General features: G+C 67.4%; 16 protein-coding genes and 1 pseudogene. 4 read left to right on the top strand and 13 right to left on the bottom strand.

Annotation, left to right across the window (positions count from 1 at the left end; genetic code table 11):
* Positions 1 to 85: 85 nt before the first annotated feature.
* Complete coding sequence (gene gluQRS, locus A5728_RS08755) at positions 86 to 1015, bottom strand: tRNA glutamyl-Q(34) synthetase GluQRS (RefSeq protein ID WP_064846667.1); 930 nt, start codon at positions 1013 to 1015, stop codon at positions 86 to 88.
* Positions 1016 to 1145: 130 nt separating this feature from the next.
* Here gluQRS and A5728_RS08760 point away from each other — a divergent pair, with 130 nt between their 5' ends.
* Positions 1146 to 1961: an MBL fold metallo-hydrolase gene (locus tag A5728_RS08760; RefSeq protein ID WP_035965106.1), complete on the top strand. Its 816-nt coding sequence runs from the start codon at positions 1146 to 1148 to the stop codon at positions 1959 to 1961.
* Between the two features lie 43 nt (positions 1962 to 2004).
* On the opposite strand, the gene A5728_RS08765 is transcribed toward A5728_RS08760, so the two are convergent.
* On the bottom strand, positions 2005 to 3210 hold the full coding sequence (locus A5728_RS08765) for a phosphatase PAP2 family protein (protein ID WP_231885583.1): 1206 nt from the start codon (positions 3208 to 3210) through the stop codon (positions 2005 to 2007).
* 438 nt (positions 3211 to 3648) lie between these two features.
* Here A5728_RS08765 and A5728_RS08770 point away from each other — a divergent pair.
* Positions 3649 to 5528, top strand: a pseudogene (locus A5728_RS08770) (FAD-dependent monooxygenase).
* 98 nt (positions 5529 to 5626) lie between these two features.
* On the opposite strand, the gene A5728_RS13615 reads toward A5728_RS08770, so the two are convergent.
* From A5728_RS13615 to A5728_RS08785, 4 genes are all read right to left on the bottom strand, one after another.
* Positions 5627 to 6049 carry a LuxR C-terminal-related transcriptional regulator gene (locus A5728_RS13615; protein WP_197493135.1) on the bottom strand — a complete coding sequence of 141 codons (423 nt, stop codon included), beginning with the start codon at positions 6047 to 6049 and terminating at the stop codon, positions 5627 to 5629.
* 13 nt (positions 6050 to 6062) lie between these two features.
* Entirely contained in the window at positions 6063 to 7640 is a 1578-nt protein-coding gene (locus A5728_RS08775; protein WP_156523420.1) for a hypothetical protein, read from the bottom strand.
* 135 nt (positions 7641 to 7775) lie between these two features.
* Positions 7776 to 8978 (bottom strand): acyl-CoA dehydrogenase family protein, encoded by a 1203-nt coding sequence (locus A5728_RS08780; protein ID WP_064846668.1) that lies wholly within the window; start codon positions 8976 to 8978, stop codon positions 7776 to 7778.
* A 72-nt stretch (positions 8979 to 9050) separates the two neighbouring features.
* Entirely contained in the window at positions 9051 to 10325 is a 1275-nt protein-coding gene (locus A5728_RS08785) for a CaiB/BaiF CoA-transferase family protein (protein ID WP_064846669.1), read from the bottom strand.
* 122 nt (positions 10326 to 10447) lie between these two features.
* On the opposite strand from A5728_RS08785, the gene A5728_RS08790 reads away from it, so the two are divergent.
* On the top strand, positions 10448 to 11371 hold the full coding sequence (locus A5728_RS08790; RefSeq protein WP_064846670.1) for a LysR family transcriptional regulator: 924 nt from the start codon (positions 10448 to 10450) through the stop codon (positions 11369 to 11371).
* 6 nt (positions 11372 to 11377) lie between these two features.
* Here A5728_RS08790 and A5728_RS08795 read toward each other — a convergent pair whose 3' ends face one another.
* The 4 genes from A5728_RS08795 to A5728_RS08810 are packed head-to-tail and all read right to left on the bottom strand — an operon-like array spanning position 11378 to position 16498.
* Positions 11378 to 12253 (bottom strand): 3-hydroxyacyl-CoA dehydrogenase family protein, encoded by an 876-nt coding sequence (locus A5728_RS08795; RefSeq protein WP_082943354.1) that lies wholly within the window; start codon positions 12251 to 12253, stop codon positions 11378 to 11380.
* Positions 12250 to 13056: an enoyl-CoA hydratase/isomerase family protein gene (locus A5728_RS08800; RefSeq protein ID WP_064846671.1), complete on the bottom strand. Its 807-nt coding sequence runs from the start codon at positions 13054 to 13056 to the stop codon at positions 12250 to 12252. Before A5728_RS08800 ends, A5728_RS08795 begins: the two co-directional genes overlap by 4 nt.
* The gene (locus A5728_RS08805) at positions 13053 to 15293 is read right to left on the bottom strand and encodes a TRAP transporter permease (RefSeq protein WP_064846672.1); all 2241 of its coding nucleotides are present in this window, start codon (positions 15291 to 15293) and stop codon (positions 13053 to 13055) included. The genes A5728_RS08800 and A5728_RS08805 overlap by 4 nt, the downstream gene beginning before the upstream one ends.
* Positions 15290 to 16498 (bottom strand): TAXI family TRAP transporter solute-binding subunit, encoded by a 1209-nt coding sequence (locus tag A5728_RS08810; protein ID WP_064846673.1) that lies wholly within the window; start codon positions 16496 to 16498, stop codon positions 15290 to 15292. The genes A5728_RS08805 and A5728_RS08810 overlap by 4 nt, the downstream gene beginning before the upstream one ends.
* Before the next feature lie 586 nt (positions 16499 to 17084).
* Here A5728_RS08810 and A5728_RS08815 point away from each other — a divergent pair.
* Positions 17085 to 17522 (top strand): cytidine deaminase, encoded by a 438-nt coding sequence (locus A5728_RS08815; RefSeq protein WP_082943355.1) that lies wholly within the window; start codon positions 17085 to 17087, stop codon positions 17520 to 17522.
* Positions 17523 to 17671: 149 nt separating this feature from the next.
* On the opposite strand, the gene A5728_RS08820 is transcribed toward A5728_RS08815, so the two are convergent.
* Genes A5728_RS08820 through A5728_RS08825 form a run of 3 tightly spaced genes read right to left on the bottom strand, consistent with a single transcriptional unit; the run spans position 17672 to position 19667 of the window.
* On the bottom strand, positions 17672 to 18094 hold the full coding sequence (locus A5728_RS08820) for a hypothetical protein (protein WP_197493136.1): 423 nt from the start codon (positions 18092 to 18094) through the stop codon (positions 17672 to 17674).
* Between the two features lie 32 nt (positions 18095 to 18126).
* On the bottom strand, positions 18127 to 18501 hold the full coding sequence (locus A5728_RS15120; RefSeq protein ID WP_082943360.1) for a helix-turn-helix domain-containing protein: 375 nt from the start codon (positions 18499 to 18501) through the stop codon (positions 18127 to 18129).
* Positions 18426 to 19667, bottom strand: coding sequence for a heparan-alpha-glucosaminide N-acetyltransferase domain-containing protein (locus tag A5728_RS08825; protein ID WP_231885585.1), 1242 nt, complete (start codon positions 19665 to 19667; stop codon positions 18426 to 18428). Before A5728_RS08825 ends, A5728_RS15120 begins: the two co-directional genes overlap by 76 nt.
* Positions 19668 to 19722 lie beyond the last annotated feature (55 nt).

Below are 19722 nucleotides of genomic sequence, written 5' to 3' on the forward strand. Positions count from 1 at the left end.
GGACTGCGTCCACTGTATAGGGGAGGTGACGCAGATCCCATGTGAGCCGTATGAAACAGTTCACAACCCTACCGCTCCGGAGGCCCTACGGACGCGTCACCGGCCACGGTGTGAAGGTCGCGGGTTCGCGCCGCCACGAGCTCGGGTCCCAGCGGTCCAGCACGTCCGCGGCGGTGCGCACGGGGTGGACGATGCCCAGAGAGCCGGCGAGCCACGCGAGCACGTCCTGCGCCGTGTACCCGATGTCCTCGAGCTCCCCGAGCGTGACGGCGCCGTCCCGCTTGGCGAGCCGCGCCCCGGCGGGACCGAGCACCAGCGGCACGTGGGCGTACTCGGGAACCCGGTGCCCCAGCAGCCCCGCGAGATACGCCTGTCGCGGAGCGGACGGCAACAGGTCGTCCCCGCGCACCACCTGGTCCACACCCTGTTCGGCGTCGTCCACGACCACGGCCAGGTTGTACGCCGGCGTCCCGTCGTTGCGCACGAGCACCATGTCGTCCACGGCTCCCGTGTACTCGCCCACGAAGTGGTCGTGCACCGTGAACTCCCGCGTCTGCGCCCTCAGCCGGATGGCGGGGGGTCGCTGGGTACGACGTCGCGCGCGCTCGGCCGCACTCAGGTTCCGGCACGTGCCGGGGTACGCGCCCGGGATGCCGTGGGGAGCGGAGGCCGCCGCGTGGATCTCCTTGCGCGTGCAGAAGCACTCGTACGTGAGGCCCGCCTCGGTGAGATCCTGTACGCGGTCCAGGAATCGGGGAATGCGTTCGGACTGGTGGTCCACGGGGCCGTCCCAGTCGAGGCCGATCGCCCGCAGATCCGCCACGTTGCGCTGTGCGGCCCCCTTCTTGACCCGGTCCAGGTCCTCCACGCGCAACAGGAAGCGGCGCCCCGTGGCCCGCGCGAATCCCCACGCGGCCAGGGCCGTGCGCAGGTTTCCCAGGTGCAGGTCCCCCGACGGCGACGGCGCGAAGCGGCCCGCCGGGGTCACGGGGGTGTCGGGGTTGGTCGAAAACACGCGGCACACAGTAGCACCGCCCCGCCGCGGGTTCCCGTCGCGCGGGGCGGCCGGAGCGGCGTCGTGCCACATGCCCCGGTGGCTTGCGGCGATACGTAGAGGGTGCGGGGTTGCCGATAGAGTGAGCCCCATGGCACGCACCCAGGAGTTGCGCCCCGGCGTCTATGTGATCGGCACCGAGAACTGGAGATTGAACTCCGGTCTGGTGCTGGGCACTCAGCGCGCCCTGGTGATCGACACGGGTGCGGGGCCTCGCCAGGGCCGGGAGATCCTGACCGCGGTGCGTGAGCTCACGGAGCTACCGCTCACCGTGGTGAACACGCACGCGCACTACGACCACTACATGGGTAACGCGGTGTTCACGCGCGCCGGGGCCACCGAGTTCTGGGCGCACAAGGCGTGCGCGGCCGCGATGGCGGAGGTCGGCGAGTACCAGCGCAGTTTCGTGAGCACGCAGGAACCCGAGATGGGTGAGGGCCAGGGCATGGACACCCAGCTCGTTATGCCCACCAACACTCTTCCGGGGGACGGTCGCAGGCCTTCCCTGACCCGGATCGACCTGGGGGAACGCCCCGTCACCCTGTTCTTCCTGGGCCCCGGTCATACGGACAACGACGTGTGCGTGGGCGTGGACGACGTCGTCTTCTGCGGTGATCTCGTGGAGGAGGGGGCGGACCCCAACTTCGAGGACGCCTACCCCCAGCGCTGGGTGGAGTCCTTGCGCGCGCTCGCGACTCTGGAACGCTACCGGGTGTTCGTGCCGGGCCACGGCTCGCCCGTGACCGGCAACTTCGTGTCCCAGCAGGCGGACACCATGGAGCTGGCCATCCGGCGCGCTCGGGACGTGGGCCTCTCCGGTGAGGGCCCGTCCACCGCCTCGATGTACCGCTTGCCGTACCAGGCCGGCGTGGCCAGGGTTTTCCTGGACCGATTGGCGGCGATCTAGCCGGTCGTCACTCCCGGACGTTCGATAGCAGTTGCGTTCGTAGTCACCGGGTCGTGTCGCGCAGTCGCCGCGCCACGAGCGACCACCCCAGGGCCCCGGCTGCCGCGATGCCCACGTACCCCGCCGTGAGCGTGACCCGCCCGGCGAGCGTGCCCGCCACGGTCGGGGAGGGCCACCAGATTGCTGCCGCGAGCAATGCCGCGGCCACCACGGTCAGGGTGATCGCGGTGCCCAACCGGGGTCGCGCGGGGAATCGCGGGCGGTACACGGGCGCTCCGTAGGGGGCGGGCTGCGACCACGTCGGCTGGGGCTGCTGGTGCCCGTACTGCGCGTGCGGGTACCCCTGCTGAGCCTGCGGGTACGATGCCGCCCGCTCCTGCTCACCACGCTGCTGTTCCGCGAACTGCCGCTCGGCGCGCTCGTGGGCCGGCGGAAGATAGGCACTCTCGCCCCGGTCCTCGCTCCATTCGATGTCCTGGCGTCTACGCGAACGGTTCTTCCGGAACTGCCGGTAGAACTGGAGCGATGCCGCTCCGGGGCGGGCGTCGGTACGGGAGAGAGCGGCGTCGACGGCGCGTGCCACGAGGGTTGCCACGACGCCCCACCCGCCCACGATGAGCAGCGCGGCCGCGGCGTCCGTGGGACGGTGCCAACCGTTGAGGATGGTGAGCATGCCAATGACCGCCGCTATCAGGGCTCCCCAGCGCCCCGCCCTGGCCCGCAGGTGGGGAGGCGCCACGAGCAGCACGGCCATGAGCGCGGAGGCCGCCGCGGTCGTGTGACCGGACGGGAACGAGTTGGACGCGATCTGCTGGATCCCCAAATCGGGTTTGTCGAGCACCCCGTGCTTGAGGAACTGGGTGGTCACGTTCGCAGCGAACGCCGCCCCCGCGGCACATACGGCGGCCGTCCAACGGCGGTAGCGCACGGCCCACACGAGCGCGAGGACACCGGCGGCCACCGCCCCGAGCTCCGGGACGTACTGCGCGAGGACGAGGGCCGCGCCGGGGAAGTAGACATTGCGGTCGGCCTTGGCCTGGGCCAGGGCGACCTCGTCGAGTGCCTGACCCGTGACCGTGTGCAGACTGCCGTACGCGATGAGCATGACCAGACCCCACAGCACCGCGAGCGCCAGGAAGGCACCGACCACGGTCCGGGTGGTCACCGAGCGAGCGGAGGTCCCGGCCGGTGGGCCGGCGAACTGCGGATAGGAGGCCTCGGGGCCGCGGGGGGAGGGGGCGTGGGACACGGAAGACTTACCTCACCGATAGAAGGACAGGTGGGCCCACCCGGGTGTGGCGGGCCCGTCCCCATGGTGACACGTTCCGCCCGGACGGTGCTGTGAGTTCCGGGGTGGGCCGCCCGGGCCGAGAGCGCCACCAGGGGGGCTCAGTGGGCGAACGAGTTCTGGGGCGACATTCGGACCTAGCGTGCTCATTGGGGGCGAATTCCGACGGCGAGATCTGCCAGATATCAAAAGCGTTCGGTAACTAATCAATATGAATTTCGTCCGAATGGTCGAATTGCGTAGTCCTACCCTTACGACAACGCCAATTTCATGCTAGCCGATCCAGTTTTTGAGGCGGATGTTGTCTGTAGCGACTGAACTGCTTGTGAGTTACCGAGTGAGATCCATATCGTGTGAGACAAAACACAGAATGTCATTCCATTCCTCCAAGGAGATATCATGCAGTTTCATGTAGATGGCTATCAAACCGGTGATCCCATGACTATGCCCGCTCAGGGCTCGGGGGTGGATCGTCCCGCCGAGTTGCCCGACACCATGGATGTGCTGATCGTGGGGTGCGGTCCCGCCGGGTCGATCACCGCAGCACAGCTGTCCCGGTTCCCAGAGGTCAACACCAGGTTGATCGAACGCCGGGGACACCGATTGCCGTTGGCCAATGCGGATGGCGTGCACTCCCGGACCATGGAGACGTTCCAGGCGTTCGGCTTCGCCCACGAGATCTACGAAGAAGCGCACACCATCACGGACATGGCTTTCTGGAAGCCTGATCCCAGGACCCGGAACGTATCATCCGCGAGATGAGCACCCGCGAACTGCCGGAAGAATTCAGCGAATGGCCCATGATGCTGATCACCCAGGTGCGCATCATCGATCATTTCAATCGGTTCATGAAGAACGCGCCCACTCGGATGGAACCGGATTACGGCTACGAATTCGTGGACATGGAAGTCGCCCCCGAGGAAGAGAACCGCGAATACCCGATCACGGTGACCCTGCGCCGCACGGCCGGACCCGACGAGGGCCAAGAGCTTCAGGTGCGTACCAAGTATGTGGTGGGGGCGGACGGCGCTCGGAGCAATGTGCGCAAGTCCCTGGGGTATCGACTGCACGGCAAGCAGGCCAACCATGCGTGGGGCGTGATGGACATCTACGCTGACACCAACTTCCCGGACGTTCGCAAGAAGTGCACCATCAAGTCCTCGACCGGTCGCACCATCCTGCTCATCCCGCGCGAGGGCGGGTTCCTCTTCCGGCTCTACGTGGATCTGGGTGAAGTGGCGGAGGGTGATCGTTCCGTGCGTGAGACTCCACTCGAGGACGTGATCGCCACTGCGCAGCAGATCATGAGCCCGTACAAGCTGGATGTGAAGAACGTGGTGTGGCACTCGATCTACGAGGTGGGTCACCGCGTTTCCGACCATTTCGATGACCGCGCCTCGGAGAAGACCTCCAGCCAGGACCCCCGCGTGTTCATCACCGGGGATGCGTGCCACACGCACTCGGCCAAGGCGGGGCAGGGTATGAACGTGTCCATGCAGGACGGGTTCAACCTGGGGTGGAAACTGGGCCACGTGCTCTCCGGAAACAGCCCCGTGGAACTGCTGCGCACCTACGCGGAGGAGCGCAAGGACATCGCCCATCGTCTGATCGAGTTCGACAAGGCATGGTCCACCCTCATGGCGCAGCCGAGTGACCAGTTCGAGAACCCCAACGAACTGGAGGATTTCTACACGAAGAACGCCGAGTTCAACGCGGGCTACCTCACCGAGTACGAGCCATCGATGATCACGGCGGACACCAAGCACCAGGAACTCGCTGAGGGATACCCGCTCGGTAGGCGTTTCAAGTCCGCCATGGTGGGCCGTGTGTGCGATCTGGTGCCCATGCACATCGGTCACGATCACTTCGCGGACGGTCGGTGGCGTGTCTACGTTTTCGCTGACGACGCAGCTCCGGGAGTTTCCCAGACCCTCCAGGATTGGGCCCACTGGGCTGAAGGATCGCTGTCTCCCGATCTGTTCGACACCAAGTTGATCCACCGCCAGCGGCACACCGAATTCGATGTCTCGGACGTGCCGGAGGCGTTCAAGCCCAAAACCGGCACGTTCCGACTGACGGACATGGAGAAGGTGTTTGGCACGTTGGAGGGGCACGACATCTTCGAGGAGCGCGGTATCAGCGCGGACGGTGCGGTGGTAGTGGTTCGCCCCGACCAGTACGTGGCCGGCATCTTCCCGCTGGGGGACACGGCGGAGATCGAGGAGTTCCTCTCAGGCGTATTTCCTTCGGTGCGCTCCGCGGCAATGATCACCGTCTGAGTCCCAGCCGCACCAGCGTTTCTTCACGCGCTGACCGGCTGACACTGGCGCCTCGGACCTCTCGATCCGGGGCGCCAGTGCATGTCGTGCTTCGCGCCTTACATTCCTCGTCTGCCGTCGACCCACGATGCGATGTGCATGCGGGTCGTGACGTCCAACTTGGTGAGGATGCGACCCACGTGGCCGTCCACGGTGCGCGGCGAGACCACCAGTTCTTCGGCCACCTGCCTGTTGGTCAGCCCCCGAGCCACCAGTTGAGCGACCTGCCATTCCTTGCGGGTCAGCGGTTGGATGTCCGTCTCCTGATCGGCATCCTGCGGTTCGGCGAGTGCCACCGCGATCGCTTCCTCCTTGGTCAAGCGCTTGTGCTCGAAGGGTGAGGAATCCGACGTTCCCGGTTCGAGTCCTTGTCGGACACGCTTGGCGGAGGCCCGGGAAATCTCGTCGATGTGGGGCCCGAACGCCCGGATCGTGGTTCCCAGACTGCGCCACACGGAGGCCGCGGCGCCAGAGAGTTCCACGGCGCGCGGGAAATCACGGGTGGAAGCGGCAACCCACGAGAGCAGTTCGGTCGTCAGGGCTGTGCAGATCGCCCACGCGGTCGTGGGCGGCTACTGCGCGTTCATAGTGAACTATCGCGGAGGAGAGGTCCCCTGTGAAGATGCCGTACAAACCGCTCCAGTGCTCCGTGTGAGCAAGCAGGCCGTCGTCCCCGAGGGCCGTGGCTACCCGTCGGCATTCGGCGAGGTATTCCGCGCCAGCTTCGTGATCGCCTTGCAACAGGCTGACCCAGGCGACCACCCACAACGCGGATCCTCGTTCGTGTCGTTCCGGGGCGTCGTCGTACTCGCCCAGGACACGGTCGAGCCAGAAACGTCCTTCGCTGAGGTAACCGTCCGACACCCAGTGGTGACGCAACGCCACCGCCAGGCGTGCAGCAGCGTTGATCTCACCGGGGGTGGCTACGGACCACTGCAATGCCGCCATGGAATTGGGGCGTTCCGTGCGAGCGCGCAGGATGAACTCACCCTGGCGCGGAGTAGACCACTGTTCGACCATGGTTTCCGCCCTGCGAAGAAAGCAATCCCGGTGACGACGGCGCAGCTCAGTGGCCGCGCCGTCGTTCAGCCGGTCGGCGCCGTATTCACGCACGGTCATGAGCTGGCGGTAGCGCACTGCCTCCCCGTTGCGTTCGGTGAGCAGGATGGACTTGGCCACAAGGCGATCCAACAAGTCCAGAACGAGATCCGGGACGAGACCATCGAAACTGCAGATCTCCTCGGCGGCTTCCAGATCGAAACTGCTGGGGAAGACTGACAGCCGTTGCCACAGCACCTGCTCCTCCGGGGTGCAGAGCTCGTAACTCCAGTCGATCAACGCTTGGAGTGTCCGGTGCCGGGGCTGAGCAGTGCGAGACCCGCGGCTCAACAATCGGAAGCGCTGGTCCAGGCGATCGAGCAACTGGGTCACGGACATGCTCTGCAACCGCGCAACGGCGAGTTCGATGGCCAGTGGCATGCCGTCGAGGCGCGTACACAACTCGATCACGGCCCTCTGGTTCTCGGGAGTGATCGCGAAGTCACCCACCACGTTCCGTGCACGGTCCACGAACAAGGCAATCGATTCGAAGCGTTCAAGGTCCTGAACCGCATGGTCGTCCTCCACGGAGGGTGTCGCCAAGGGAGGCACGGGATAGATCGCCTCGCCGGCCATGCTCAGGGGCTCACGGCTGGTGGTGAGGATCCTCACCCCCGGGGCCGTGGCCAGGACACGGTCCACCAACTCCCCGGCCCCGGGCAGCACGTGTTCACAGTTGTCGAGGAACAGCAACAACTCCTTGTCCTGCAGGTAGTCCGTCACTCGTTCCAGCGCCCCGCGATTCGACTGGTCTTGAATGGCCAGGGCGGAGGCGACTATCGGGCTGATGGGGGCACCAGGGTTGAGGGATCCCAGATCCACCATCCACGCACCGTCGCGAAAATGGGTCTGCAAGCGCTGACCGACTTCTATCCCCAGGCGGGTTTTGCCCACGCCTCCGGGACCCGTGAGGGTCGTCAACCGCGAGCGGGACACCGTGGCCCGCGCTTCCTTCAGTTCCCTGCGACGTCCCACGAATGAGGTCGAAGCGGTACTGCTCGTCGCAAAGGACTGACTACCTACGCGGTTAACCATGCCCATCATCTTCTCGCGGCGAGGCCCGGAACAGAACTCACGAACCCTTACGGCGTACCCACCAGCCCGGACCCGTCAGCTGCGCGTGCGCGTGAAGGACGAGATCCGGGTGATCTCCCGGCCCACGATGAGCGCCTGCATCGAGTCGGTGCCCTCGTACGTGGAGACCACCTCCATGTCGGTGAGGTGACGGCCGATGTGGTACTCCAGCAACAGCCCGTTGCCGCCCAGCATGTCCCGGGCGGTGCGGCACATGGCCAGGGCTTTGCGGGAAGTGGTCATCTTGACCATGGAGGCCATGGCGTCCGTGAGCTGGTCGCGCTCCTGCAACTGCGCCATGCGGGTGCACAGCAGCTGCATGGAGGTCAGGTCCGAGAGCATGGTGGCCAGCCGCTCCTGCACCAGCTGGTAGCTGGCGATCGGCATCCCGAACTGTTCACGCTCCAGGGCGTAGTTCGCGGCGATCTCGAACGCCGCCATGCCGTGCCCCACGGCCTCCCACGAGGCACCGCCGCGGGTGGCCTTGAGCACCTTGTTGACGTCCTTGAAGCTGTGGCAGTTCTCCAGCCGGTTCTCCTCGGGGACCCGCAGGTCCTCGATCACGATGTCCGCCTGGTTGATGGCGCGCTTGCCGATCTTGCCGTCGATCACGGTGGGGAGGTAGCCCTGCGGGTACTCGCCGTCCTCCTGTTTCTCCACCACGAAGCATTTGACCTGTCCGTCCGCCTCGTCCCGGGCATAGAGCACGATCACGTCCGCGGCGTGGCCGTTGCCGATCCACCGCTTGTGCCCGTTGAGCACCCAGTGGTCCCCGTCCCGGCGCGCGGAGGTCTCCAGGGACACCGAGTCCGAGCCGTGGGTGGGCTCGGTGAGCGCGAACGCACCGGTCGTCTCGATCTTCGCCATGGTGGGCAGCCACCGCTGGCGCTGCTCCTCATTGCCCAGCATGTAGATGCTGCCCATGCACAGGTTGGAGTGCACGCCGAAGAACGTGTTCACGGAGCCGTCGATCCGGCCCATCTCACGGGCCACCAACCCGGCGGCCTGGCGGGAGAGTCCGGGGCAGCCGTAGCCCTCGATGAACGTTCCCACGACCCCCAGGTCGGCGAGGCCCTTGAACGCGGGGAGGGGGTGCTCGCCGCGCTCCCAGAACGCGTTGATCGCGGGCAGCACGTGCTCCTGACCGTAGGCGCGCACGCGGTCGCGCAGGGCGATCTCCTCGGCGGAGAGTTCCTGGTCCAGCAGGAAGAAGTCGGGGTTCTCGAGCAGTTCGCTCATCACGGGTCCTTTCGGTGGCCGGGAGGCGGGGCTCCGCCTCGCTGCGGCGCGAGATTCTGGTGTGGGGAGGGGCTACGCGCGGTTCGGGGCGTCGCTCGGGGAACCGGCGGCGCCGTCGTGCGCGGCGGCGAGCACTGCACCGACGGCCGCGCGCTCTGGTGCGGGGGTGTCGTCGTGGGCGGCGCGACGGGAACGCAGCCAGGCCATGACATCGGTGCCGTCCGCACCGAGGGCGGGCGGGGCCTTGTCGTAGCGCACCGGGGTGCGACTGAAGGTCACGGGGTTCTTGATCAGGGGCACGGCCTCGTCGCCCTCGCCCACCTGCACCACGGGGTCCAGGCCCAGGGAGGCCGCGTACTCCACGCCCTCGGGGATGGTGAGGATGGGGGCGCACGGCAGGCCCTCCGCCTGCAACCGGGACGCCCACACCTCGGCGGTGTCCGAGGACAGCGCCTTGTTGAGCAGCGGGCGCAACTCCTCACGGTGTTGGTTGCGGTTCTCCACGGTGTCGAAGCGCGGGTCCTCCGCGAGCTCGGGCAGGCCCAGCACCGTGACGAAACGCCGGAACTGGGGGTTGTTGCCCACCGTGATGATGAGGTCCTTGTCCGCGGTGGGGAACGGTCCGTACGGGAACAGACTGGGGTGGTCGTTGCCCATGCGCTGGGGGTCGTTGCCGCACGCCGCGTAGCCCGTGGTCTGGTTGACCAGGGAGGACAGCGCGCAGGAGAGCAGATCCAGATGGATGTGCTGGCCCCTGCCGGAGACGTCCCGCTCGTGCAGGGCGCCCAGGATGGCCACTGCGGCGTGCAGCCCGGTGAGGACGTCGAACATCGCCACGCCCGCCCGCTGGGGTGGGCCGTCCGCGGAGCCGGTCACGGACATGAAGCCTGAGACGCCCTGGACCAACAGGTCGTAGCCCGGCAGGTGTGCGCCGCGGTCCGTGCCGAATCCGGTGATGCTCGTGTGGATGAGCCCGGGCCACCGCTCGGCCACGGCTTCGGGATCCAACTCGTAGCGGGCCAGCCCGCCGGGCTTGAAGTTCTCTATGAACACGTCCGCGGCGTCGATGATCTCGTAGGCGGTCTCCAGGTCCGCCGGATCGCGCAGGTCCAGCACGATGGAGTGCTTGTTGCGGTTCACGGAGAGGTAGTAGGTGCCCACCCCGTCCCGGCTAGGCGGCTTGTACCCGCGGGTGTCGTCCCCGGTGGGGCTCTCCACCTTGACCACGGTGGCGCCCATGTCCGCGAGCAGCATGGTGCAGTAAGGCCCCGCGAGCACGCGGGAGAAGTCCGCGACGACCACTCCGCTGAGCGGCCCGGAGGTCGCAGGATCCTGGGTGAGGGACATGAACGCTCCACTGGGACGGGGAATGTGTTTCATCCCACACAATCACCGTCATTAGGTTCTGTCCAATACAAGAAGAGCGATGGACTGATGCGCGTGTGGCAACAATCACGTAGGCTCCGCCCATGGAAGTCCACGAAGCCAAGGCGTTCTTGGCGGTTGCCGAGGAACTGCACTTCGGGCGCGCCGCCGCCAACCTGCGGATCGCGCAGCCACCCCTGAGCCGGCTCATCAAGAGCATCGAGAAGTCCCTGGGTGCTCAGCTGTTCGAGCGCAGCACTCGGCAGGTCTCGCTCACCCCGGCCGGGGCGGCCCTCCTGGAGCCCGCGCGCGAGCTGGTGGCGGCCTCGGAACAGGCCCGCACCGCGGTGGCCAAGTCCATGACCGGAGAGACCGGGCGCGTGCGCCTCGGGTTCGCGGGAGCGTCCATCAACCGGCAGGTGGGGGAGCTGGCCCGCCACGTGCGCACCCACCGCCCCGGGGTACACCTGGAGCTGCACGGCTCGCAGTTCTCCCACACCGCCATGCAGAAGGTGCTGGGCGGCTCCCTGGACGTGGCCATCGGGCGGTGGGATTTCATCCCCTCGGAGCTGCGCTCGTCCGTGCTGGGCCACGAGGAGGTCATGGTGGTGCTGCCCAGCAACCACCCGCTGGCGGACGCGCCCCGGGTGGAGATGTCACAGCTGGCCGAGGAGTCCTGGGTGATCCTGCCCTCGGGTCCGGGGGCCGCATTACAGAACCGGCTGACCTCCCTCGCCACAGCGGCGGGTTTCGTGCCACGCGTGGCCCAGGTGGCGCCGGACTCGTGGACCCTGGTGGTGCTCGTGGCCGCCCAGATCGGCTGCGCCCTGAGCCTCGACACTGTGCGGGACAACGTCGCCTCGGACGGCGTGGTGTTCCGGCCCCTCGCCCAGCCGCAGCGCCCCCTGGACGTGCAGCTCATGTGGCGCGCGGCGGACCCCAACCCCGCGCTGTGTGCCGTGGTGCGCCTGGCCCAGAACCTCTACGGGGACCCCCGCGGCCAGGCCGCAGAGGTCCCCGGAACCTAGCGGGTCCTACTCGTAGTCGTACCAGCCGTGGCCGGTCTTTCGGCCGTAGTCACCGGCCTCGTACTTCGCCTTGATGGACTCGGCCGGCAGGGACGCGGGGTCACCGGTCTGCTCGTACTCGGCCAGCCGGATCAGGTAGACCACGTCGATGCCCACCATGTCCATGAGCTCGAACGGGCCCATGGGGTGGTTCAGGGCGGTCTTGGCGGCCACGTCGATGTCCTTGTAGTCCGCCACCCCGTCCTCGTAGAGCTTCAGCGCCTCCGTGCGCAGAGCGCCGAGCAGGCGGTTGGCCACGAAGCCCGGAACCTCCTTCTTGAGCTCCACGGGGGCCTTGCCGATCGAGCGGGCCAGCTCCATGGCGGTCTCCACGGTCTCACGGGAGGTGCCCTCGTGGGGGACCACCTCCACGCACTTCATCACCAGCGCGGGGTTGAAGAAGTGCACGTTGCACACCTTCTCCGGGCGGTGGGTGGCGTCCGCCACGCGCGAGGACACGATGTTCGAGGAGTTGGTGGCCAGGATGGTGTGCTCGGGGCACACCGCGTCCAGCTCCGCGAAGACCTGACGCTTGATGGTCAGGTCCTCCACAGCGGCCTCGATCACGAAGTCCGCCTGCGCGGCGCACGCGTCCCGGTCCGTGGAGAACGTCAGGCGCTCGAACGCGGCGTCCACGTCCTGCTGGGTGCGCCGGCCCTTGCTGACGTCACGGTCCATGCGGGAGTGCAGCTGCTCGGAGGCCTTGTCCACGGCTTCCTGCTTGATGTCCACCACGTCCGTGTCGTACCCGGCGAGGGCGCAGACCATGGCGATCTGGGAGCCCATGGCCCCGGCACCGATCACGGTGATGTGCTGGATCTCCTTCAGGGGGTTCTCGCTCACTTGCTCACGTCCTTCTGTGCTGCACTGTGGAAATCGGGGGTCCGCTTCTCCAGGAACGCGGTGGTTCCCTCGGCCTTCTCGGCGCTGCTGTAGAGCACGGACTGGGCCAGGCGTTCCAACAGGATCCCGGTCTGGTGGTCCACGTCGAAGCCGTGGCGGATCACGGTCTTGGCCAGCTGGATGGCCAGCGGGCCCTTGGCCATGATGGCCTGCGCCGTCTCACGGGCGGTAACCAGCAGCTCGTCCGGCTCCACCACCTCGGTCACCAGCCCCATGTCCAGGGCCTCGTCCGCCTTCACACGTCGCCCGGTGAGCACGATCTCGGTGGCCCGGCCCAGGCCCACGAGCTTGGCCAGGCGCTGCGTGCCGCCCGCGGCGGGCATGATGCCCAGCCCGGTCTCGGGTAGCGCGAACTGCGCGTTCGTGGAGGCCACGCGGATGTCGCATGCCAGGGCGAGCTCGTGCCCGCCGCCGAACGCGTAGCCGTTCACCGCTGCAATGGTGGGCTTGGGGAACTGCTCCACCTTCTCGTACACGCCCTGCATGGTGGCCTTCAGCCCGTCCTTGGGCGTGCGTACGGCGAGCTCGTTGATGTCCGCGCCCGCCACGAACGCCTTGTCCCCGGCGCCGGTGAAGATCAGCACCTGCACGTCGTCGTTCTCGGCCAGCTGCGAGAGGGTCTCGGTGATGGCCCGCAGCACGGTCGCGTTGATCGCGTTGCGCACCTCCGGCCGGTTCACGGTGACCAGGGCGATCCCGTCCGTGACGTCCACGGTCAGGACGTCGGTGTTCTCTGCGCTCATGATGCGTTCTCCTTCGTGTTCTCGTGCGGGGCGTGCGCACCCGCGGGGACACCGCCGGTACCGTGCGTGCCGCGGGCGGCGTCGGGAACCTCGGCTCCCTCCGGCACCCTGGTGATCTGCCCGGTCTCGGGGTCGACGACGTTGCGCGGCCGGCGCAGGCGCGCGAGCACCGCGGCCGCGACCACCAGTGCCAGACCGATGAGCGTGACCGGGGCCCCAGGCAAGAACATCATGAATCCGCCCACGGCGAGAACCACCCGCAGGCCCATGGGCAGCTGCCGCTCCACGAAGGTGAGCCAGCCGCCCATGGCCGCGGCGATCGCGTAGACCGCCACGAGACTGGAGAGGAAGGCCAGCCCGATGTGCACGGGCTCGCCCTGGGCCACCAGTGCGGGGTTGAGCGCGAAGCCGAACGGCACCACGTACTTCACGGCGCCGAGCTTCATCGCGGAGAAGCACGTGGCCATGGGCGAGGCCTTGGAGATGCCGGCCGCCGCGAAGGCCGCGAGCCCCACGGGCGGGGTGATGTAGGAGACCGACGCCCAGTAGATGACGAACAGGTGTGCGGCGATCGGGTCCACGCCCAGGGCCGTGACGGCCGGGACCATCACGATGGCGAGGAACACGTACGCGGCGGAGATGGTCAGGCCCATACCCAGGATGAAGCACACCACGGCGCCGGCGATCAGGATGAGCACCACGTTGTCGCCCACCAGGGCCACCAGGTCGCGGGACAGGGACAGGGCCACGCCCGTGGCGGTCAGCCCACCCAGGATCAGGCCCACGCCCGCGATGATGCCCACGATCTGCGCCAGCGTCTTGCCCACGTCCACGCCCATGTCCACCCACTGGCGGGGGCCGAACCTGACGCTGGGCTTGACCAGGGCGATCAGCAGCAGGATGGCCACCACCCAGTACGGCACCCGGGCCTCGGAGTCCGTGGTGAACAGCAGCGCCGTGAGCACGGCCAGGGCGCCGAGGTAGGGCCAGCCCATGGCCAGGGCGTGGCGGGCGCGCGGCAGCAGGTTCTTGGGAGTGCCGCGCAGTCCGCGCTGGGCGGCGTAGCCGTCGATCTGCAGGAAGATGCCCAGGTAGTAGAGGATCGCGGGGATGGTGGCCGCCACCAGGATGGACGTGTACGGCACGCCCACGAAGGAGACCATGAGGAACGCCGCGGTGCCCATGATGGGCGGAGTGATGGAGCCGCCGGAGGACGCGGTGGCCTCCACGGCCCCGGCCACCCGGGCGCTGAACCCGGAGCGCTTCATGGCCGGGATGGTCATGGGTCCCGTGGTCAGCACGTTGGACACCGCCGAGCCGCTCATCATGCCCATGGCCGCGGAGCTCGCCACGGCCACCTTGGCGGAGCCGCCGCGGTAGCGGCCGAACACGGCCATGGACAGCTCGTGGAAGAAGTCCGCACCGCCGGTGTGCTGCAGCACCACGCCGAACAGCAGGAAGCCCACCAGGATGGTGCCCGCGGTCTGCAGGGGCAGGCCCAGCACGCTGTCCACGCCCATGGTGTGCACCTGGGCCAGGGTGGGCAGGTCGTAGGAGATGCCCTGCAGGAAGGACAGCGGGATGATCCCCGCGAACAGCGGGTACACGGAGAACAGGAACGCGATCACGAGCACCACGAGCCCGGCGGCCCGGCGCAGGGTCTCCAGGATCAGGGCCCAGAACACGAAGCTCAGCACGGTGGCCAGGGTGGGGGCCATGTACTGCCAGCCGTACTCCTGGATCTCGATGCCATGCACCGCGAAGTACGCGCTGGTGCCCACCACGGCCAGCAGCAGCAGCACGTCGTACCACGGCACGCCCCGCCGCTGCCGAGCCGCGGCCCCGGGGGCGTGCTTGCGGATGGGCGTCACGATGAACACGATCGGCACGAACACCGCGATCAGCAGGTACAGGAACGAGTTGGTGGGGATGGTCACCCCGCCCACGTTCCAGAAGAACACCTGGTTCATGGTCAGCAGCACGCCCACCATGGTCAGCACGATCACCAGGCTGCGCCAGAACGGTGTCAGGCGCGGGCTCGCATCGTGCAGGGAGACGTCCGAGGGCATGGTGGGCTGGGCGGCGTCGTCGCCCCCGTGCGGGTGCGTGGCGGTGATCTCAGCGCCGGTGCGGGGGTCGATGGCCGGCCCGGGGGCGGTGGTGGGCCCGGCGGTGCCGGCGGGAGTCACGGCATCGGCGGGGCCAACGGTGTCGGCAGGCTGGTACGGGGTGCTCATGCGTGGCCTCCGGAGGGTGCGGTGGTGGACGACGTGCCGGGCAGGGTGCCGGGGGTGTCCGGGAGCTCGGGAAGGTTGGCCTTCTTCCAGTCCACCCACTCCTTGCGCGTGGACTTGGGGTCCTCACGGTCCTTGTGGTCCTGCCAGAACGCGGGCCAGGCCTCGTGCATGCGGCGCTCGCGCTCCAGCAGGGCGTCCTGGCGGGTCTGCAGGTCCTTGCTCCAGCGGCCCTTGCTGGTGAGGAACTCCACCATGGCGTCGTGGAACGGGATCACCAGGGGCGTGAGCTGGATCTGGTCCGTGCCGAAGCGGTGGGCGTCTGGGGTGGTGTCCTTGTAGTCCGGGTAGTAGCGGTCCATGTCCGCGACCAGTGCGGCGACCTCGTCCGCGGGGCGGTCCGCGCGGGCGACCACCGGGATGGTGTACTGCATGTTCACCGCCGTCTCCCCCTTGGTCAGGCCCGCACCCTTGGAGAACTCGCCGGGTTTGACCATCGGCGCCAGCTCCTTCCACGTGGCGTACTGGGAGGGCGTGCCGCCGCCCAGGCCCAGCCAGCGGATGGGGTACTGGGAGGCCAGCTCGGAGACGTTGGCGCCCACCACGTTCTGGTAGAGGGTGTCGATCTGACCGGTCTTCAGTGCCTCGATCTGGCCGCTGTAGGTGACGTCCACCATCTGGACGTCCTTGCCGGTGAGGCCGCCGTAGTTGAGGATCGCCTCCATCTTGCGGTTGATGGACGTGCTCGCGATCAGCTTGGGGAACTTGCGGCCCTTGAGGTCCGCCACGGTCTCGATGCCACTGTCCTTGCGCACCAGCACCCCGTAGTTGCCCGGGGGAGTCCACACGAGGCGCAGCGCCTGCGGGCCCCACTGCTCGGAGCAGTACTCGTCATTGCCCTCGAACGCGTAGTAGTACTCGTCCCCGGTGCGCGAGTACTGGGCCGTGCCGTTGATCAGCGGGGCCAGGCGCCCGATGCCGGTGTCCGAGGTCATCAACCGGATCTGCCGTCCCGTGCGCTGGGTCAGGGTGTTCGCGACCGCCGCGAGGTCGTTGTACGTCCCGGTGCCCACGCCGTAGGTGGACCACACCAGCTGATGCGTGCGGTCGGTCGCGCGCGGGCCTCCCGCGCAGGCCGACAGGCCCCCGATCACGGGCAACGACGCCGCTGCGGCCAGCAACGATCGTCGGCTGAGGGTTCGTGTCATGGTGCCTCCACGGGAGTGATGCGATGGACCCACCGGCCCGACGCCGCCGCAGGGTGCGCGGGGGTCGGTTCGACCGGTGGGTACATTCATACCGCCAATTGCGTGACCCACGACACTTTCCGGCCGATTGATGCCTAACCAGTATCGCCGAGGGTCAGGTGGGGCAATGCGTCACGGTGACGGCGGCGGGTCCCTGCCAGTCCTCGAACTCTGGGGCGCGTTTGGACCAACGTGCGCATTTTGAGGCACGTTCTGGCCAGCCCCCGGACTGTGAGGCACGTTGAAGCCACGAACAGCGGATATTCCTGGCCTCGACGCGCCTGAAAGTGCACCCGGTGGCTCGAGAGTGCCTCAGATGTCAGGCAGTGGGCGGGGTGTCGCTCTCGCGACGTCGCATCGCGGCCTGGTGGACACGCAGGTCCGCGAGGAGACGACGCCGCTGCAGCTCCACCGTGCGACCGTCACCTCGGTCGGTTCGAGGGTTCGATCATCCGCCGGGCCGGCGTCGGAACATGGTCGCACCGCGGGCAACTCTGGCCGACTGGCCAATCGACCCGTGCGGCGCGCTCCCCGATAGGCTCCGGCCATGGACACTTCCGCTCTGGACTACGTCGTGACCGAGTGCAAGGCACTACTCGAAACCCGGTTTCCGGACGGGTCGGAGCACGGTGCGGCGGCCATGCTGCTCGAGGACGGCACCGTGGTCACCGGAACCGCCCCGGACATGCCGAATGCCGCGGTCGAGGTGTGCCACGAGATCGAACCGTACTGTGCCGCCCACCGGTTGGACCTCAGGGTGGTGGCCTCGGTGTGTGTGCACCGCAGGGCGGATGGCAGCGTCGTCGTGCTGAGCCCGTGCGGGGTGTGCCGGGAACGGCTGGCGGCGTACGGGCCGGACGTCCTGGCGGCGGTGGCGGACCGGGACGATCCCACGGCGGTCGTGTGGAAGCGATTGGCGGACCTGCTGCCGGACTACTGGCTGACCGCGCTGACGGGTGACGCCCACCCCGGCTGGCTGCGGTGACGGGATGCCCCGCGGGGAAGTGGGTCCGGCATAGGGTTCCCTCATGAGCACTCGAGGAATGAGCGTGGGGGAGCGAGCGCCGGCGTAGCGACGGCCGGGACGATGAGGATGGGGAGTCCGCATTGTGGGGTGTCCCCTGGAACTGGCTTCTAGCCGACTCCTACGGCCCGCTTTTCGAGTTCCGTAGCAAATAGAGGCAAGCCGACGCGAGCGAGACCCTCGAGGTACCCATTCCACGTGATCTTCGGATTCCGCATGTCAGCCACCACTTCTTTGGCGATGCGGACCACGGTTGAGGGGTCCAAATCCAACTGGTCGAGTAAGGAGTCATCCGGAGACCGCACCGCAACGTCATAGGGCTTGAGGGCGGTCGCCGGGAAGTCCTTCTCGTTGGATGTCACGATGAGCTCGGCTCTTGAACGGACCGCTGCCGCCAGCACATGTCTGTCCTTGGGGTCATTGGTCATGGCGGGCACGAGGCTCTCGTAGTTCTCGACCAGAGCGGCCTGAATTGCTTGGCCGTGGCCAGACGCAGTAGTAGATCTGCGATAGGCATGGGAATCAATACGCATGCATCGAGAACCACCGGGAACGACATGGGGATTTACCGGGTGGCCGGGTCTGCCGGGATGTCGAAGTATGTGCCGTGGTTCGCTGCCTCGTGAGTTGCCTGTCGGAGACCTTCGCGGCGTGTCTTCTCGAGGCGTTCTTCGTAGGCAATGAGATCAGTCAGCAGGACTCTGCGGTGCCTTCCGACCTTGGTGAATGGGATATCACCTTGCTCCAGCAGCTTGACCAGTGTTGGCCGGGAGATTCCCAGATGATCAGCAGCCCTCGCTCTGCCGCAGCCGCTCCAATAGGTCGAACGCCAGAGCGGGTACCGCGGGATGAGGTTGACGCCAGTTAGGAGTTGCGGGTCTTTCCAGGATTGGCATTGCCGCCCCGCCCGGCGACGAGGCGGCGCGTCCCCTTCGCGCAGTAGGCGACCACCCGCTCGAGCGGTCCCTGCCCAAGAGTCCGCTGCCAGATGACGGCGAAGACGACGGCCACCAGTACGTGCACGAGGTACCAGAGGTAGGGGGAGTCATAATGCAGCTCGAGGGACAGGGCCAGCAGGTGCGCCGAGTAGAGCGTAAGGGTCATCGATCCCATCGCGGACAACGGCACGAGCCAGTCCCCGATCTTCTGGCTGATGAGCAGGAACACCCCCAGCACCGCCAGACTCAGCCCGAGGCTGGTCGCAATGGCCAGCGGCGTGTTGGAATGCGGGGTCGTGATGGCCAGCCACCACCCGGTGTCGGTTGGTAGCGAGTCGGTACCCCACACCAGGATCTCGTCGAGCGTGGACTCGCTTAAGCGCGATGCCTCCTGCAATACGGAGTAGCCCCCGAGGCCGTAGAGGAGCACGGCGGACACGAGCTGGGCCAACACGGTGAGCGCGACGCCCACGATCACCAAGCGGACCTGGGTGCGCACTACTCGTAGATCCAAGCGGCCCAGCCCCATCCCGACCAGCAGGTACGTCATGTACGGCAGCGCCGGGTAGTTGCCGGTCAGCAGAAGCTGAGAAAGCGTGCCCGCGGGGTTGCTGAGGACATTGGGCAGCGTGGGGTTGTAATACCACCACTCCGGCAGGACATCCAGCATGCGCTGCATCAGCAGGGGCGAGAGGATCCCGAACCCGGCGGCCCAGATGAACAGCGTCTTGGGGCGGACATGCAGGAACGGGATGGCCAGGATGAAGAACATGCCGTAGTAGAACAGGATGTTGTAGGCGGGAGGGTCCTCCGGCATCGCGGCGTTGACGGTCATACCCACCGTGACGATCAGCAGGGCGCGGACCAGGACACTCACCCGGTCAGCGGTCAGGGCTCGCCCCTCGCGTGGTTGCCGGGCGCCGGAGCCCAGCGCCAGGCCCACTCCGGCCAACAGTGCGAACAGGGCCGCCGAGTGCCCGGAGAACAACCGCCAGGACCAGCTGGCCTCCCCGGTCTGTTCGTTCCACGCGGGCAGCAGGTGGATGGCCATGAGCCCGATCAGTGCCAGCCCCCGGGTGGCATCGATCCCCACCAGTCGCCGCTTGCGCGGCGCCCCGTCCGTTGCGGTTGTCACGTCCCCCGTGCCACCGCGTCGTGTCGTATTCACTCGTACTCCTGAGTTCTCCCCGGCCTCGCGGCCCCCTAACACGTGCTTTCAGGGA

This window comes from Kocuria sp. ICS0012, assembly GCF_001665945.1.
GTDB classification, from domain to species: Bacteria; Actinomycetota; Actinomycetes; order Actinomycetales; family Micrococcaceae; genus Kocuria; species Kocuria marina.

Coding starts and splice junctions, on each gene's coding strand:
- A5728_RS08800 (WP_064846671.1), bottom strand. CDS start 13,056: ATGAGCGCAGAGAACACCGACGTCCTGACCGTGGACGTCACGGACGGG.
- A5728_RS08785 (WP_064846669.1), bottom strand. CDS start 10,325: ATGTCCCTCACCCAGGATCCTGCGACCTCCGGGCCGCTCAGCGGAGTG.
- A5728_RS08805 (WP_064846672.1), bottom strand. CDS start 15,293: ATGAGCACCCCGTACCAGCCTGCCGACACCGTTGGCCCCGCCGATGCC.
- A5728_RS08780 (WP_064846668.1), bottom strand. CDS start 8,978: ATGAGCGAACTGCTCGAGAACCCCGACTTCTTCCTGCTGGACCAGGAA.
- A5728_RS08760 (WP_035965106.1), top strand. CDS start 1,146: ATGGCACGCACCCAGGAGTTGCGCCCCGGCGTCTATGTGATCGGCACC.
- A5728_RS08810 (WP_064846673.1), bottom strand. CDS start 16,498: ATGACACGAACCCTCAGCCGACGATCGTTGCTGGCCGCAGCGGCGTCG.
- A5728_RS08820 (WP_197493136.1), bottom strand. CDS start 18,094: ATGCGTATTGATTCCCATGCCTATCGCAGATCTACTACTGCGTCTGGC.
- A5728_RS08815 (WP_082943355.1), top strand. CDS start 17,085: ATGGACACTTCCGCTCTGGACTACGTCGTGACCGAGTGCAAGGCACTA.
- A5728_RS08790 (WP_064846670.1), top strand. CDS start 10,448: ATGGAAGTCCACGAAGCCAAGGCGTTCTTGGCGGTTGCCGAGGAACTG.